Origin of the sequence: Actinomyces sp. HMSC065F11, from assembly GCF_001813085.1 — a bacterium.
Classification (GTDB): Bacteria; Actinomycetota; Actinomycetes; order Actinomycetales; family Actinomycetaceae; genus Gleimia; species Gleimia europaea.
The window spans coordinates 149,213-165,051 of sequence record NZ_KV811484.1 but is presented as its reverse complement, the minus strand read 5'-3'; the positions used below and the strand labels follow the sequence as shown (position 1 = coordinate 165,051).

The 15,839-nt window shown below is 52.6% G+C and carries 12 protein-coding genes; 8 read left to right on the top strand and 4 right to left on the bottom strand.

Annotated elements, in window-relative coordinates; translation table 11 throughout:
• Nucleotide 1: 1 nt before the first annotated feature.
• A complete protein-coding gene (locus HMPREF2891_RS08070) occupies nucleotides 2-1,336 on the bottom strand; it encodes an acyl-CoA synthetase FdrA (RefSeq protein ID WP_186822320.1) in 1,335 nt (444 codons plus the stop codon).
• A 71-nt stretch (nucleotides 1,337-1,407) separates the two neighbouring features.
• On the bottom strand, nucleotides 1,408-2,226 hold the full coding sequence (locus tag HMPREF2891_RS08065) for an oxamate carbamoyltransferase subunit AllH family protein (protein ID WP_070664897.1): 819 nt from the start codon (nucleotides 2,224-2,226) through the stop codon (nucleotides 1,408-1,410).
• 58 nt (nucleotides 2,227-2,284) lie between these two features.
• Here HMPREF2891_RS08065 and HMPREF2891_RS08060 point away from each other — a divergent pair, with 58 nt between their 5' ends.
• On the top strand, nucleotides 2,285-3,751 hold the full coding sequence (locus HMPREF2891_RS08060) for a PucR family transcriptional regulator (RefSeq protein ID WP_148131755.1): 1,467 nt from the start codon (nucleotides 2,285-2,287) through the stop codon (nucleotides 3,749-3,751).
• A 5-nt stretch (nucleotides 3,752-3,756) separates the two neighbouring features.
• On the opposite strand, the gene mtnN is transcribed toward HMPREF2891_RS08060, so the two are convergent.
• On the bottom strand, nucleotides 3,757-4,581 hold the full coding sequence (gene mtnN / locus HMPREF2891_RS08055) for a 5'-methylthioadenosine/S-adenosylhomocysteine nucleosidase (RefSeq protein WP_070664893.1): 825 nt from the start codon (nucleotides 4,579-4,581) through the stop codon (nucleotides 3,757-3,759).
• 52 nt (nucleotides 4,582-4,633) lie between these two features.
• Between mtnN and HMPREF2891_RS08050 the strand changes: the two genes are divergently transcribed.
• The 4 genes from HMPREF2891_RS08050 (at nucleotide 4,634) to nrdE (ending at nucleotide 9,523) form a co-directional block, all read left to right on the top strand.
• Nucleotides 4,634-6,157, top strand: coding sequence for an L-serine ammonia-lyase (locus HMPREF2891_RS08050; protein WP_070664891.1), 1,524 nt, complete (start codon nucleotides 4,634-4,636; stop codon nucleotides 6,155-6,157).
• 446 nt (nucleotides 6,158-6,603) lie between these two features.
• Nucleotides 6,604-6,852, top strand: a complete 249-nt coding sequence (gene nrdH / locus HMPREF2891_RS08045) for a glutaredoxin-like protein NrdH (RefSeq protein WP_034508458.1) — start codon at nucleotides 6,604-6,606, stop codon at nucleotides 6,850-6,852.
• A gap of 101 nt (nucleotides 6,853-6,953) precedes the next feature.
• Complete coding sequence (gene nrdI, locus HMPREF2891_RS08040) at nucleotides 6,954-7,382, top strand: class Ib ribonucleoside-diphosphate reductase assembly flavoprotein NrdI (RefSeq protein WP_070664889.1); 429 nt, start codon at nucleotides 6,954-6,956, stop codon at nucleotides 7,380-7,382.
• Nucleotides 7,367-9,523, top strand: coding sequence for a class 1b ribonucleoside-diphosphate reductase subunit alpha (gene nrdE / locus HMPREF2891_RS08035; RefSeq protein WP_070664887.1), 2,157 nt, complete (start codon nucleotides 7,367-7,369; stop codon nucleotides 9,521-9,523). Before nrdI ends, nrdE begins: the two co-directional genes overlap by 16 nt.
• Nucleotides 9,524-9,620: 97 nt before the next feature.
• Here nrdE and HMPREF2891_RS08030 read toward each other — a convergent pair whose 3' ends face one another.
• Nucleotides 9,621-10,502: an Abi family protein gene (locus HMPREF2891_RS08030; protein WP_261666858.1), complete on the bottom strand. Its 882-nt coding sequence runs from the start codon at nucleotides 10,500-10,502 to the stop codon at nucleotides 9,621-9,623.
• 585 nt (nucleotides 10,503-11,087) lie between these two features.
• Between HMPREF2891_RS08030 and cas9 the strand changes: the two genes are divergently transcribed.
• Genes cas9 through cas2 form a run of 3 tightly spaced genes read left to right on the top strand, consistent with a single transcriptional unit; the run spans nucleotide 11,088 to nucleotide 15,631 of the window.
• Nucleotides 11,088-14,417: a type II CRISPR RNA-guided endonuclease Cas9 gene (cas9, locus tag HMPREF2891_RS08025; protein WP_070664885.1), complete on the top strand. Its 3,330-nt coding sequence runs from the start codon at nucleotides 11,088-11,090 to the stop codon at nucleotides 14,415-14,417.
• Nucleotides 14,410-15,321 carry a type II CRISPR-associated endonuclease Cas1 gene (gene cas1 / locus HMPREF2891_RS08020; protein ID WP_070664883.1) on the top strand — a complete coding sequence of 304 codons (912 nt, stop codon included), beginning with the start codon at nucleotides 14,410-14,412 and terminating at the stop codon, nucleotides 15,319-15,321. Before cas9 ends, cas1 begins: the two co-directional genes overlap by 8 nt.
• Entirely contained in the window at nucleotides 15,311-15,631 is a 321-nt protein-coding gene (gene cas2 / locus HMPREF2891_RS08015; protein WP_083311314.1) for a CRISPR-associated endonuclease Cas2, read from the top strand. Before cas1 ends, cas2 begins: the two co-directional genes overlap by 11 nt.
• Nucleotides 15,632-15,839: the final 208 nt, after the last annotated feature.

Below are 15,839 nucleotides of genomic sequence, written 5' to 3'. Positions count from 1 at the left end.
ATTACTCCTTGGAGACTAGGTCAATGGCGCAGCGTACTGCAGCGGCATTGGAAGGAAATACGAATATGCCTGCATTGCGAAGAATCTCGGCTTGAGATTGATAGCTTTGATGATCCTTTTCCGTTCCGGTTATTGACGCGAGAACTACCGGATCATGCCCGGATTCTCGTGCTTTAGTGATCGCCTGGGTAATGGGAGTGGCGGGATCAGATGACGATCCCCACCCAATAACTACATCAACTAACAAAACGTCTGTGTCTTCGAGATTCTCGATGAACTCGCTTCGAAGGTCTGGGGAGATCATCGGGTGAGGACGCCCCTGGGTATACTGGTCGTCACCAAGATCTAGTATTTTGTACGAAACGCCGGCTCGTTCGCAGAGGATCTCCGCCTCGTGAGCCAGCGTTCCTCCAGTGTAAAGGCCCGTTATTTTTGATCCGTCAACAGGTATGTCGACGTACGGCGCGTCGAAGTCGAGTTGTTTTCTGAAATATGCAGCGATCTCAATGGCTGCGCCTTCTAGGGTTCCGCGGACAGTCATAGTAGAATCGCTGTCTTCTTCCCCGAGCAGGCATGCAATGAGAGGTTTGCTGAGCTGCCTCGATACGACTTTGAGCTTTTCGACCAATTCCTTGGCAGGAGGCTTTGAAATAACAACAATTAGTTTTGTTTCAGGATCAGAGTCGAGTTTTTCGAGTGCTATGAACGTGGCAGGCCAGCGTACCTTGCCAGACAAGTCGCGGCCTCCGACGCCAATGAGTTGACTGACTCCAACGCCTGCCCGGTCAATGAGCGTCGAAACTTCTTGTGCACCCGTACCCGAAGCAGAAACAATGCCTACATTTCCGTGGCTAATCTCGTTGGCAAATCCAAGGGGAATTTGATCGATAATTGCAGTTCCGCAGTCTGGGCCCATTAGTAGAAGGTTCCGATCGTGGGCTAATTTCTTTAGCCGGTCTTCGTCCTCGATGGAGACATTGTCTGAGAAGCAGAAGACGTTCAGATCACGCTTAAGAGCAGTCTCTATGACGGGCGCAGCGTAAACTCCTGGAACTGAGACCGTGACTAATTCAGGAGTTGAATCCTTTAGAGCCTCATCAATAGTCTTAGGTTCGAAATCTAATGATTGTGAACCCTTGGTATTCACTTCCGCAGTGAGTTTTTCGTCCGCAAGGTTTAATGCTGCCTTTATTGAATCTGTGTCAGTTCCACGCACCGAGATTAGAAGATCATCGGGCCCCGCTTCTAAATCCTCCGGTAGCATGTTTGAGCGGGATAAAATGTCGAGGTTTGAAGGGGTTGCCATCACGACCCCTGCTTCGAGAATGCCTTCCATTTTTTGCAGTTCTGCGGCTAACGACATTAGCGTAACCGAGTCTCTGTATAGGCGATGGTGGAGACTGCACTCTAAATGGCTTGCTGACATTTTGACTCCTTGATTTTTAAGATTTGGACGGATTGAACGAGGAAACCCAGTAGAAAATCGATGCCTGATGTGTGCCCGATGCGTTTAGCATTCTCAATCACATCTGTCGGTGGCTGCTTGCAACTCATTTGGTCAATTAATTTCAAGTGAACTGAGGCGAACTGCCTTTGATAGGCCCAAGACAATTGGTGTCTAGAAGCGCGGGTGGTATTCATCAGCTTGTTACGTACAATTCGGCTCAATGATTTGAAGGTTTTTTCATCACCCGTCGCGAGACAGGCAGCAAGCGCCCCGGTAAGCATGTCGTCGCCGGTTGGCGTAGCCCCTGGGCCTGCGCCAATTAGAGCGGAGATTCTCTTCGCGTCCTGACTAATTAGGTTTTTGAACATCTGCGCCGATACTGTGCTACTCATTTGCGCGATTAGGAGAGCTTGCGCCAGGTATGTCTGATCGAGGTTATTTTGTGTGAGGGTTAAATCTGGACGTGGCGTCAGCGTATGGTCTTGGAAGAAGTCTCCCAGAGATACGTGTTGATGTACGGATACTGTTTTGGAAAACAAAGCAAAGTCTTTGTCGCTAATCTGCAGACCGCCAGGAACTAATCCACGTTGGGAGTTAGTTACAACTACGAGTTGCCCGCATTGAGTCTCAGTTACGACCGAGGAAGGCCCTTTGTATATGACCTCCACACTTAAAAGATCCCTTGAATAGAGCGGCTTTGCAGCACTGCAAACCGGCTCTATTCGATACGATAGGACGCTCATATAACTCACACTAGACATAGAAATAATGTGTGTCATCTCTCAAAAATGCCAGTATTATTTCTTGTAATTGGCCAGAAAGGACAAAGGAGTTAACGTGGCTGGAATATCGTTGAACCAAGTCATGCAACTTCCCGCCCTGCGTGACGCTCGTGTGGTTGCAGGGCGGGATGGGATGGGACGCCACGTTCATTCGGTGAACGTAATGGAAGTCCCAGATGTTGAGGCGTTTGTTCGAACGGGTGATTTGTTGGTAACGACCGCCTATCCAGTTCACCACGACCCCTCGATACTTGTTCGTCTAGTCAAATATTTTCACCTGCGTGGTCTTGCAGCTTTGGCAATAAAAAAAGGGCGTTATCTGGAGAACTGGCCTGAAGGCCTCCTGGAAGTATGTAATGATCTAGGTTTTCCACTAATTGAACTGGGAGACAACTTATCGTTCGATGAAGTCATCGGAGAGGTTATGGCAGTTGTCCTCTCTGAATATGGGCCCGAGCCAAACCGCGCCGATGCTATTCGCCAACAACTGACGGAAGTTGCTTTGTCTGGTGGGGGACTCGAGGATATTGCGCTAACACTAGCGGATGCATTGCTGAGTAGGGTGAATATTGTTGACCTTGAAGGTAAGACACTTGCACTAGCGGATGCAGAATCTGTAAGAAATACCCCCGAGGGGGTGCCGGACTATAAGTATGTAGAATCATTTGAAATTAGGGTCGCATCTCGCCGTAAAGGATACATAAAGGTATTTACTGCGGGTCCCTTAACCATTGGCCAGAAACGGTTAGTGCAGCAGGCTTGTTTTGCGGCAGGCATGCATATTGCACAACAGCAGGCAACTATTGAAGTTAATGAACGCCTTCGTGCACTTGCATTAGAAGAAATCGTCCGTGGCACAGACGGTGGTGAATCCAGGCATCAGCATCTGTTTGACTGGCCTTTGGAAAAATTGGATACGGTCGTGGCCATTTCTAGCGCGAAAATTCTGCCTGATGAAACAGTTGTTCGCAAATTTTGGGGTAGATCCGCATTGGCATGGCTACGTGGTGAGGATGTCATGTTGCTGTGCAATAGACAAGAGATTGGGCGTCCGATTGGTGAGGCGAGCCTAGAATTTTCCAAGTTGTATTCTCATGATGTTCGAGTTGGCGTTGGGGATGCGGTTGATGAACCGTCACAGTTGGTGCATTCCCATTCGACAGCGTTGGAGGCGTTGCGTATTGCAAGGTTAACGAGCCAAGAAGTTGGAATCTATGAAGAATTGGAGTTGGAGCTTCTTCTGCTTTCTTTGGGTTCTGTGCGTGTAGATCGATTTATAGATCGCAATATTGGCCCATTAATCACCTACGATTACAACAATAAAGGTGCGTTGGTCAGCACACTAGGCGAAGTATTGAGCTGTCGTAATGGCAGGGAGGCCGCGGAACGTTTGTTTATCCACTACAACACCCTCAAGTACCGCCTTGAACAGATCCGAGATCTTCTTGGTGAAGAATGGGACAACCCTGATTTTCATGCTGGATTGGTTGTTGCGATCCAGCTACAGAAGCTACGCGACTAGTTGCGCTAATACATGTGATTTAGGAAATTCTCAGTAGCGTAGCGGGAAATTCGAGCCGCTACTTCGCCGTCGATGTGGAAGTCTTGGTTGGCGGCGGGTCCGCAAAGGTCCGAGACTGCCCGCACAGAAATGAACGGCACGCCGGCGCGGGCACAAATCTGGGCGGCCGCCGTGGTTTCCATGTCGGCACCGAGGGCGGCGGGAAAAGTCTCACGCATTTGCTCCACGTTTGCCGCGGTGATGAAAGCGTCAGAAGAGGCCACTTGGCCAAACCAAACCTTGCCCGTGCCCTGGACGTGGTTAGAATCTGCAGATTGGTTGGCCCCCTCAGGACGGTCAGCCGCAGAAAGATCGCCGGGCGAGTTTTCATTCGCGAGGGCGGTTCGAGCTTTCTCTACCAGTGCCGGATCCGCGAAGTACTGCTCGGGCATGCCGGGAACCTGCCCGGGCGCGTAGCCAAAGGCGGTGGCATCGGCCCGCGAGTAGGTGAAGGCAGTACCCACAACAACATCTCGCACACTTGTTTGCGCGCCCAGGCCACCCGTGGTGCCGCCGCACATGTATGCGCATAAGTTTTCTCCAAAAACCAGGTGCGCTCGGGCGGCCGCGCTCGCGGCGTTAGCCAGGCCAATGCCCGTGGTGATAACACAAAGTTGGAGTGGCCCCGCCTCCCCCTCAAAAACGCCTACACGCCAGTTTTGGCCCGCAATGTCAACGCTTGGCCCAAAGCTGGTGAGGTCAAGGAGCGGTTCGGTCTCCATATCCATGGCAGCTGCGATAGCGACCGTTTTAAGATCAGTGCTTGCGTGTAAATCTCGTAGGATGTGCATGTGCCCGCTTTCGCTGGTATGTCGTAAAACCTAATTTAGCTCAAGGAACCCGATGGTTTTTGAACCTTCTGCCGCTCCGGCCCACGTGGATGGGCCAAGCCCTGCCGGCATGATTTCCGGTTTGATTGATGTTGAGGATTCGGTGCGCCCCCTCTCCGTGTTCGATATGTTCCGGATTGGCGTGGGCCCCTCGTCTTCGCACACGGTTGGGCCGATGAGGGCAGCACAAGCGTTCGCGCAGGAGCTTTACGAGCTGGATTTCAGGCCGCAGGTGGTGCACGCGGAGCTTTTCGGTTCGCTGGGTGCCACGGGCCGCGGCCACTCCACCGACCGCGCAGTGTTGCTGGGCTTGGAGGGCTACATGCCGGATACCGTTCCGGGCGAGGTGGTCACGTCAATCTCGCAACGTGTGGAAAGCACGGGTGTGGTCAGTCTTTTGGGCGGTTGGTGCGAGGCCCGCATGGAGCCGATCGTGATGACACCGTTCACCGTTTTGCCCTATCACGTGAACGCTCTGACGCTTACCGCGAAGCGTGATGGCAAGGAGTTCTCGCGCACCTACTATTCGGTTGGTGGCGGTTTTGTGATGGAAGACCTGTCTGATGATCCGCAGCGACCAAACGTGCGGGCTCTCGCTACGCCGCAAGCGGCCGAGCTGCACGCCACCGCCGCGCCTTGCCCGTTCACCACGGCCTCGGCTCTGTTGCAGACGTGCGCGCGCGAGGGCTTGGCAATCTCGGATGTGGTTCGCGCTAACGAGGAAGCCGCGCGCTCGCGCGAAGACGTGGACGCCTACCTCGATTTGATTGCAAAAACCATGGAGGAATGCGTCGAAGCGGGGTGCAATACCGATGGTGTTCTGCCCGGTAGCCTGCGGGTGAAGCGGCGCGCGTCGAACCTGTTTAAGAGCCTGGGCGGGCGTAGTTCTGGCCCCGCGCAGGGCGATAAGTGGGCGTGTAGTGAGGACGACCCGTTGCGGGCGATGGATTGGGTGAACTTGTATGCGCTCGCGGTGAATGAGGAGAACGCGGCGGGTCACCGCGTGGTGACGGCCCCAACTAATGGGGCGGCTGGTGTGATTCCGGCGGTGCTTGGGTACCTGTGGCATTTCACGCCGGAGGGTGAGGCGAACCGCTTGGAGGCCACCCGTAAGTTCTTGCTGGCGGCCACGGCGATCGGGTCGCTGATTAAGACGAACGCGTCGATTGCGGGCGCCGAGGTGGGTTGCCAGGGCGAGGTCGGTTCGGCCTCAGCAATGGCGGCTGCTGGTTTGGCTGAGGCGTTTGGGGGCAGCGCTCCCCAGGTGGAGAACGCGGCGGAGATCGCGATGGAGCATTCTCTGGGTCTCACCTGCGATCCGGTTGCGGGTTTGGTGCAAATCCCGTGTATTGAGCGCAACGCGATCGCGGCGGTGAAGGCGATTAATGCGGCGCGTATGGCCATGTGGGGCGATGGGCGTCACACGGTTCCGTTGGATGCGGCGATTGAGACGATGAGGCAGACGGGCCTGGACATGATGTCGAAGTATAAGGAAACTTCGGCTGGCGGCCTGGCCGTAAACGTCGTTGAGTGTTAACGAGTGTGCGACACGCCCGGGCGCACTAATTCTCGAGGCTATTTAACATCCGTCCATTCCACAGTTTCCACAGCGTGTGAATATCTATTGTCCACAGTTTCAACAGGCCCTGGACCGGGCGCAGCAGCGTCTGGTTTGGGGCTTTCAAAATGTTTGTCCTACCCCTGTTAGACCATTGTTTATGGCCGGTTCCAGACAGTGATGAAGAGGGGGTGAGGTCGCGTATACAGGGCCGTTTCACGTCCACAGACTGCCGTCAGGCCGTCCACAGCCTCTCTTTCTCGAGTGAACAAAAATGCTCCATATTGTGGTCGTGATGTAACTCAACCACTAGGTATAGTGTCTAGAAGTTACAAACAGGCTAAACATCTAGTACAATCACATGAGTGTAGTTACAAGGCGCGGATTCGTCCGGGTCTTAGATAAGAAGCGTTGAGGAGAATGCCATGAGCATCACCGTTTACAGCAAGCCGATGTGCGTCCAGTGTGACGCTACTAAGCGCGCGCTGAACAAGCAGGATTTGGTGTACGAAGAGGTCGATCTGACTGAGGATCCAAATGCGCTTGAGTTCGTGAAGTCGCTCGGCTACGTGCAGGCTCCTGTAGTTATGGCTGGCGACCAGCACTGGGCGGGCTACCGTCCAGATCTGATTAAGAAGATCGCTAAGGAAGCCGCCCTCGTAGTCAACGGCTAAAGCCAAACCCGGCCGTCACATTTGGTGGCCGGGTTAACTATGCGTGAAACCCTTTCGAATCAGAAGTACCCGTAAAACAGCAGTTGAGCAGAAGGTAAGTCATGTCGGAAAAGAAGAGTGTGGACAAGGACATACTTGTTGTGTACTTTTCGTCAGCGACGGGCAACACCAAACGTTTTGTGGAAAAGTTGGGGTTTAGGAACTCGCGCATTCACCTGTTGCCGCGCGATGAGTTCTTGTATGTGCATGAACCGTACGTGCTGATTGTTCCCACCTACGGGGGCGGGAACTTGAAGGGTGCGGTTCCAAAACAGGTGATCAAGTTTTTGAACGTGAAAGAGAATCGGGATTTGTGCCGCGGGGTAATCTCGGGGGGCAACACGAATTTCGGTCAGGCTTACGGTCTTGCCGGCGATGTGATTGCTCGCAAGCTGGGTGTGCCACACATGTATCGGTTCGAGCTTCTTGGCACCAGCCAGGATGTTTCTAAAGTGCAAGAAGGATTGAGAGAATTTTGGCAGAAAATCTGACTGACACGGGGTTGGAAAGCGCGCTTCCGCCCGAGCTGGATTACCATGCGCTGAATGCTCAGCTGAATCTGTATGACCGTGATGGCAAGATTCAGTTTGATGCGGATAAGAAGGCCGCAAGGCAGTACTTCTTGCAGCACGTCAACCAGAACACGGTGTTCTTCCACACGCTGAAGGAAAAGCTCGACTACCTGGTGGAAGAGGGCTATTACGAGAAGGAAGTTCTGGATCAGTACAGCTTTGAGTTCATTAAGTCGCTGTATGACCACGCGTATGACAAGAAGTTCCGTTTCGAAACCTTCCTTGGTGCGTACAAGTACTACACGTCTTACACGTTGAAGACGTTTGACGGGATGCGCTACTTGGAGCGTTTTGAGGACCGCGTTGTCATGGTTGCCATGTACTTGGCGCAAGGTGATGAGGAACTTGCGGTCAAGATGGTGGATGAGATCCTTTCGGGTCGTTTCCAGCCGGCAACCCCCACGTTCTTGAACGCGGGCAAGAGGGCGCGCGGCGAACTCGTTTCATGTTTCTTGCTTCGCGTGGAAGACAACATGGAGTCGATTGCGCGCGGCATTAACTCGGCGTTGCAGCTTTCGAAGCGTGGTGGCGGTGTGGCGCTGTCGCTGACGAACTTGCGCGAGGCCGGAGCGCCGATCAAGAAGATCGAGAACCAGTCTTCCGGCGTGGTTCCGGTAATGAAGCTACTTGAAGATTCCTTCTCGTACGCGAACCAGCTTGGTGCTCGCCAGGGCGCTGGTGCCGTGTACTTGCATGCGCACCACCCCGACATCATGTCGTTCTTGGACACGAAGCGTGAGAACGCCGATGAGAAGATCCGCATTAAGTCGCTCTCGCTTGGTGTGGTGATTCCAGACATCACGTTCGAGCTGGCTAAGCGCAACCAGGACATGTACCTGTTCAGCCCGTACGACGTGGAGCGCGTCTACGGCGTTCCGTTCACGGAGATTTCGGTTACTGAGAAGTACCACGAAATGGTGGAGAACCCGAAGATCCACAAGAAGAAGATCAACGCTCGTCGTTTCTTCCAAACGATTGCAGAGATCCAGTTTGAGTCGGGATACCCGTACATCGTGTTTGAGGACACGGTGAACCGTGCAAACCCGATTAAGGGCCGTATCTCTATGTCCAACCTGTGTTCGGAGATCCTCCAGGTGTCGGAGCCCTCGGAGTACAACGAGGATCTGACGTTCGCGAAGGTTGGTAAGGATATTGCTTGCAACCTCGGTTCGATGAACATTGCGAAGTCGATGGATTCGCCTGACTTTGGGCTTACGGTTGAGACAGCTATCCGCGGCCTCACCGCGGTTTCGGGCCTGGCAAATATTGCGGCTGCCCCGTCCATTGAGCGTGGTAACCAGATGTCGCACGCCATTGGCCTTGGTCAAATGAACCTGCATGGATACCTGGCTCGTGAAGAAATCTTCTACGGTTCGCAAGAGGCTTTGGACTTCACGAACATGTACTTCTATGCCGTGGTTTACCAGGCAATTAAGGCGTCCAACAAGATTGCGCGTGAGCGCGGGGAAACGTTTGTTGGGTTTGAGGATTCGCAGTACTACTCGGGTGAGTACTTCAAGAAGTACATTGAGGGCGAGTGGGTGCCGAAGACCGATAAGGTGAAGGGCCTGTTTGCAAGCTCCAACGTGTACTTGCCAACGCCTGATGATTGGCGTGAGCTGGCGGCGAATGTGCGCGAGTACGGCATGTACCACCAGAACTTGCAGGCGGTTCCGCCTACGGGTTCGATCAGCTACATCAACAACTCGACGTCGTCGATCCACCCGATTGCCTCGAAGATTGAGATCCGTAAGGAAGGCAAGATTGGGCGCGTGTACTACCCGGCTCCGTACATGACGAACGAGAACTTGGAGTACTACCAGGACGCCTACGAGGTTGGTCCGGAGAAGATTATCGACACGTATGCTGTGGCAACTCAGCACGTGGATCAGGGCTTGTCGCTCACGCTGTTCTACCCGGACACGGTTTCAACGCGCGACTTGAACAAGTCTTACATTTACGCGTGGCGTAAGGGCATCAAGACGATGTACTACATGCGTATTCGCCAGATGGCGCTTCAGGGAACCGAAGTTGAAGGCTGTGTTTCCTGCATGCTGTAAAGGCTGACTGAAGAGGCGCGGAGCGTCTGGATGATTCCAGAAGCTCCGCGCCTTTTTCGTTCGATCGAACCGTTATCCCGTGGAAGGACGAGCAATTTCAGAACTTGCCGTTCCAATCCTCGGGTAATCCAAGACTTTCTGGATCTACAAGAGGATTGGTCAAGAAGTCATTGCGTATGAGGCCACTGACTTTGTCTGGCCACGTGGTTTTCGGTGATGTGGTGCGAACTAAATTTGCCATTACCACTAGCGCGCCAAATATTTGCTCACTTTGTCCTTCGGGTAGGAGGGCGAATTCGGGTAGTGTGCGTAGTGCAGGTGTGGGTGCTGGGGCAAATGATTTGTTCCAAAGTCTGGCGTGGTGTGCACAGTAATTGCGCACGATCGTTAACTGTTCCATCCAACGGACTAGAGGGGACTCGCGTTTGGCCTTTTCCTGCTGCCATTTGGATAGTTGCTTGAGGTCTAGTTTGATTCCCATATCTTCGGCGATAGCTCGTTGGTCGGATGCAGGTAATCCTTCATATAGGCGTGAAATGTCGGAGAAATCTAGAACTTCAGTCAGCACCCAGAATGGGTATTCTCCTTCGTATTCATCGCGGTAGTGCTTAATTGCCTCATTGCGAGCCCCTGCACGGGAAATTCGCTTTTTAGCAGTAACCATCCACTTTTTATGGTCGAATTTGGAGCGGAAGATTTTCGGATTTGTATATGCCAGTGGATCTTTTTTGACCAGTAGTTCACTCACACGTGTGCGCATGGCTATCTCAACTCGTTCCATACCATCGTGAACAAGCGCACGTAGTTTCCGATCCGCTTCGTAAAGTGCAACGACGTCGCTGAAGCTAATCCCTGGTTTGAGTCGATCGGTTCGTCTTCCTTGAGCATCCATTACTCTGGCTGGATACCAATACGCTGACAAGCGGTAGTAACTCACGTAAGTGAGCCACTGCTTAGCCAAGGTGGCGTCTACTTCCATGCCACGATCTCGCAACCGTGCCACGTGATCAACAATTGTGGCTGCTTGTTTTATTGCTCTGGTCACCGCGGTTACTCCGAGCCTAGATAGAGATCCAGCCCGCTCTCGCATGAGGTCGAGGCGGGCTGAACGATTGCGTCCATCGTATAACAAACCGGTGCATATTTGCCAGATGGCATTTTAGTGAAGCAGGCAATAATCCGGTTAGTAGTAGCGTGAGCTTCAGGTCTTCTATCTACACCCATTTTGACTCTACGTGGAAAATTGGTTTCAAGAGTCCTCGCGCAAAATATGTGCTTCTGTGTCCGCAGTCAAGCGTGCCAAGCGAATCCAATATTGATTCTCGCCGTGAGGCGCAAATGGCGGCGCACGATTCCGGAAGCTCCGCGCCATTTTGCTTGCGCAAGTGTGACTACGGCTGTAAACTTGTAATCAAGACTGATTTCTCAATAAGGCCCGCCTCGTTAGCGGGTTTATCGATTGCTCCATCGGGCCGCAAGGCCCGATATTTTTTTGGAAGCACGGATTGGGAATAGTAGCTACATATCCACATTTAATGTCCGTGGCGTCTGCTAATAGTTACATATGGCTACTTCACATCTTAAATACCGCGTCGGCGTGGACGTGGGACAGAACTCTATTGGTTTTGCAGCTATAGAACTGAACGATCAGGATCTTCCTATTCGTATTCTTAACTCCTGCGTGTTGAAGCATGATGCGGGCATTGATCCCGAGCAGGCAAAAACGCAAACAACGCGGCTAGCTTCTGCTGGTGTTGCGCGCCGCGCACGTAGAAGGTTGGTGCGTAAGCGCAAGCGTCTTGAAAAGCTTGACCGGCTAATAACGGATTTAGGTTGGCCGCTAATCAATTTGGAAGATCAGAGCGACCCTTACTATCCGTGGCGCGTTCGAGCCGAGCTGGTGGAGGGATTTATTGACGATCCTGATGAGCGGGCGCAGAAGCTGTCTGTAGCTGTGCGACATATTGTGCGTCACCGGGGGTGGCGTTCGCCGTGGATTCATGAGCGTACGTTGTTGCAACCTGCTGAGCCGAGCGATCAGTATGTAGCGTTTAAACAGCGGGTTGAGGATCTGATTGGCTACGAGCTACCAAATAACCTGACTTTGGGAGAGCTTGTGGTAGCCGCAGGTTTGTCTCCCAAAGTGAATCTTCGTCGCACCGGTCCGATGGATAAGCCAAAGAATCCGATTCTTGGTAAGACTTTGCAGAGTGATAACGCGAATGAGCTTTTAGAGATTGCGCGTGTTCAGGGATTGGATGACCAGACGGTTCGCAAGCTGGTTCTAGCGGTCTTTGAGAGTAAGAGCCCCAGGGGTTCTGCAGCTAAGCGGGTTAAGAAGGATGCACTGCCCGGCCAGGGTGCCCATTACCGTGCAGAGAAGGCTCATCCTGCGTTCCAGAAGTATCGAATCGCAACGGTTGTGGCTAATCTTCGCATTAAGAATCCGAATACTGGCGAGGTTGAGTCGATTCCGCTGGAAGTTAAGAACCAGATAGTTGGTTACTTGAATACCTGGTCCAAACGTCAGGCGCCAACGTGGATTGATATTGCCGATTACATCGGTGTTGAACGCCAGTATTTGCGTGGTACTGCGTCTGCAACTGCAGACGGTGAGCGTGCTGCAGCACGTCCGCCAATTAACGAAACGCATGTCAGGATTTTGAACGCATCTAAGTTGAAGCCGGTAAAAGACTGGTGGAAGAAGGCAGATGAGCAGAATCGCGGTGCTTTAGTTGATTGCTTGTCTAACTCGTCAGTGATTGACGAGGAAGACGTTAAATACGCTGATGCTCTTGAACTCATTGGTTCGTTGGATGATGAGCAGTTGGCAACGCTTGATGCGCTTAAACTTCCGATTGGGCGGGCAGCGTATTCGGTGAACTCACTTGAGAGGCTCACGCAGCGAATGTTGGTGCACGGTGATGATTTGCACCAGGCGCGCAAGAACGAGTTTGGGGTGGATGACGATTGGGCGCCTCCTGCAGATTCGATCGATGAGCCTGTAGGAAATCCGGCTGTGGACCGCGTCCTCAAGGCTGTTAACAGGTGGCTGTTGGGAGCTGAAGAGGCGTGGGGAGCGCCGGTGAGTGTAAATATCGAGCATGTTCGTGACGGGTTCATGTCTAAGCGGCAAGCGCATGAGATTGAGCGCCAAAATGAGCACCGCTACAAGCAGAATCAGGCTGCGCGTGAACGCTTGAAGGACAGCTTCAACGTGGAGAGTAACCGCACTTCAGATATTCGCCGCCTGTATGCACTGCAGCGACAAAATGGTGAATGCGCCTACTGTGGTGGTGCGATCACCTTCCAAAACTCGGAGATGGACCACATTGTTCCCCGTAAGGGCGTTGGTTCGCGTAACACGATGGATAACTTGGTTGCGGTTTGTAGCCGTTGTAATGAATCTAAGACAAATATTCCGTTCTCTGTTTGGGCTAGTAGTCGGCCATTCCCGGGCGTGAGCGTTGAAGAGGCGGTTAGTCGCGTTGAGTTTTGGAACAATGACGGTGGTATTCCCAACGCGGACTTTAAGAAGCTACAGCAGTCGGTGAAGGATCGTTTGTCAAGAACCGAGCTTGATCCGGAGATTGATGAGCGGTCCATGGAATCGGTTGCATGGATGGCGCGCGAGCTTGCCCATAGGATCAGGTACCACTTCTTAGAGAGCGGGAATGAAACTAAGGTCTTTGTGTTCCGCGGTCAGGTTACGGCTTGGGCGCGCCGGGCTTCGGGCATGGAGAATCGCCTGAATTTCATTGGCGGCCCGGGGAAGACCAGGCTGGATCGACGTCACCACGCAATGGACGCTGCAACGGTTGCGCTCATGCGTAATTCGGTAGCCAAGACGTTGCTGCAACGTAATAGCTTGCGCCAGCAGGAGCGTTTTAGTGAAGGCACAGAAACTTGGAAGACGTTCCGTGGTGATCCAGCTGATCCGGGCGCTCGTGTTATTTACGAGAAGTGGCTTGAGCAGATGCGGATTCTGTCCGAGTTGTTTAATGAGGCACTCGCTAATGATGGGATTCCAGTATTCTCCAATGTCCGTCTTCGTTTGGGTGACGGTAGGGCGCACGCGGATAAGGTGGACAGGCTAGTTCGTCACAAGGTTGGCGCTACGTGGAGTATGAAAGACATTGACAGGGTTTCAACGGAGGCCCTGTGGTGTGCGCTGACGCGACAGCCTGATTTTGTGTGGTCCAAGGGGCTACCAGAGAATCCGCAACGAGAAATCGTGGTCAATGGAACTCACTTTAGGGCGGATGACGAGGTGGAGATGTTCCCCAGTTATTCGGCCTATTTGAAGGTTCGTGGTGGTGCTGTTGCGCTCGGAAACACCATTCACCATGCGCGTATTTACCGCTATAAGGCAGGTAAGAAGACTAGTTACGGAATGGTGCGCGTTTTTGCGCAGGACCTGCAACGGCACAGGCACGAGGATCTCTTTAAAGCTCCGTTGAAACCGCAGTCAGTTTCTATGCGAGATGCCGGTATAAAGTTACGCACCGCGATTCAAAACGGTGAGGCAGAGTATCTCGGATGGATTGTTGTCGGCGACGAATTTGTGGTCGATTCCAGTTTGTTCAGCACGGACAAAATAGTTGAATTCAATAAAGAGTTTCCGGATATTACCCGATGGACGCTAATAGGCTTAGAGGATAATCGCAGGATTAACCTTAAGCCGGTTCTGCTTTCATCAGAAGGTTTGCCCGAGGAGGTTTCGCGAAATCTCGCTGAGATCATCTCGGTCAAGGGGTGGAGGGTCCCGTTATCGCAACTCATTAGCGCTGGCGGTTTAACCGTAGTGAGGCGAGATAGCATGGGACGGGTCCGGTACAAGTCCAGGGCAAACTTCCCAGTTACCTGGACGATTGACCCAGAGCAAGATGTCTAGCAACTGGCGCATCATAGATTGCACTCAGTTGCAGGGTGAGATCACCGCTAAACGTGGCAAAGTGGTGATCTCACCCAACAAGGCTTCCCCTACGGAGATAGCAGCCGTAGATGTGGCAGTTCTTCTGCTGGGCATGGGAGCCACTATTTCTGGTGCAGCGTTGCACCGACTGTTTCAAAATGATGCGGTTGTGCTGTTATGTGACTGGAGGGGAGTGCCAGAAGCGGGCGGGTTCGGCTGGTCCGATCATTCTCGCGTTGCCGCACGCCGGCGCGCGCAAGCATCACTGTCCGAGCCAAGACGGAAGCAAGCATGGAAAATTCTCGTGAAAACGAAAATACAGGGCCAGCGAGACTGCTTGCGCGCATTAGACAAGCCGGAATATGTTCTGCTGGATAGGTTTGCGAAGAGTGTTCGATCAGGCGACACCACGAATGTGGAAGGGCAAGCAGCCAGGTTTTATTGGAAAGCTCTATGCGGCTCTACGTTCACTCGCGTTCCTGGGGAGGGCGGTGGGATCAATGGGATGCTTGACTACGCATACACCATTGCCCGCGGGCACGGTATTAGAGCAGTCTTAGCTGCAGGCCTTGAACCTAGCCTCGGGATATTCCACAGAAATCGGGCCAACATGTTTTGCCTGGTTGATGACTTGTTGGAGGTATTTCGTCCAGCAATCGATTTGGCCGTTATTGAACTATTTCTATCGGGAAAGTGTTCTGTAGAAGAGGCTAGGGCAGATCTAGTTGCCATTGCCTGTGGCCCGTTTTCAGATGAAGGGCATAGCATTCCCACAGTTTTTCAAATGCTCGCTCAAAGCTACGGTCGGTATGTTGAAGGAGAGATAGACAAGTTAGATATACCTGCTTGGAACCCTGTTAAGGTACTTAGCCGTGGCGGATGATCCTATGTGGCTGCTTGTCATGTTTGACCTGCCTGTGAAAACCAATGAACAAGTTCGGCTTGCTAACAGGTTCCGCACGATCCTTCTTGATTCTGGGTTCAGCATGGTGCAGTTCTCCATCTATGCGCGGTATACGCCCGCGGGTGGAAGTGACACTCGCATGCTTAGGATTATCAAATCGAACATTCCGTATGGAGGCAAGGTTCGGATCTTGTTTTTGACTGACAAACAATGGTCCGGGATGGCTAAATATTCCAACGCAGTGGAAGAGAAACCAGAAAAAGCTCCCGAACAGCTTGCTTTTTTCTGAGTTAAAAACCTCTTGAGGCCCGCAAATTCAACGAGAATTTGCGGGCCTCAAGTTTATCAAGGGGAATGAAGACTGATTCCCAACATCAACGCATATTGCCTACGCCTCTTCTCAAGTTTATCAAGGGGAATGAAGACTGATTCCCAACCTGGTGGTTTCGGCGTCGCCGGCGGATTCAAGTTTATCAAGGGGAATGAAGACTGATTCC

Excerpts from the sequence above, each read along its gene's own strand:
- HMPREF2891_RS08030 (WP_261666858.1), bottom strand. The coding sequence starts at position 10,502 with ATGGAAGTAGACGCCACCTTGGCTAAGCAGTGGCTCACTTACGTGAGT.
- cas9 (WP_070664885.1), top strand. The coding sequence starts at position 11,088 with ATGGCTACTTCACATCTTAAATACCGCGTCGGCGTGGACGTGGGACAG.
- HMPREF2891_RS08065 (WP_070664897.1), bottom strand. The coding sequence starts at position 2,226 with ATGACACACATTATTTCTATGTCTAGTGTGAGTTATATGAGCGTCCTA.
- nrdH (WP_034508458.1), top strand. The coding sequence starts at position 6,604 with ATGAGCATCACCGTTTACAGCAAGCCGATGTGCGTCCAGTGTGACGCT.
- HMPREF2891_RS08050 (WP_070664891.1), top strand. The coding sequence starts at position 4,634 with ATGGTTTTTGAACCTTCTGCCGCTCCGGCCCACGTGGATGGGCCAAGC.
- mtnN (WP_070664893.1), bottom strand. The coding sequence starts at position 4,581 with ATGCACATCCTACGAGATTTACACGCAAGCACTGATCTTAAAACGGTC.
- nrdI (WP_070664889.1), top strand. The coding sequence starts at position 6,954 with ATGTCGGAAAAGAAGAGTGTGGACAAGGACATACTTGTTGTGTACTTT.
- cas1 (WP_070664883.1), top strand. The coding sequence starts at position 14,410 with ATGTCTAGCAACTGGCGCATCATAGATTGCACTCAGTTGCAGGGTGAG.
- HMPREF2891_RS08070 (WP_186822320.1), bottom strand. The coding sequence starts at position 1,336 with ATGGAAGGCATTCTCGAAGCAGGGGTCGTGATGGCAACCCCTTCAAAC.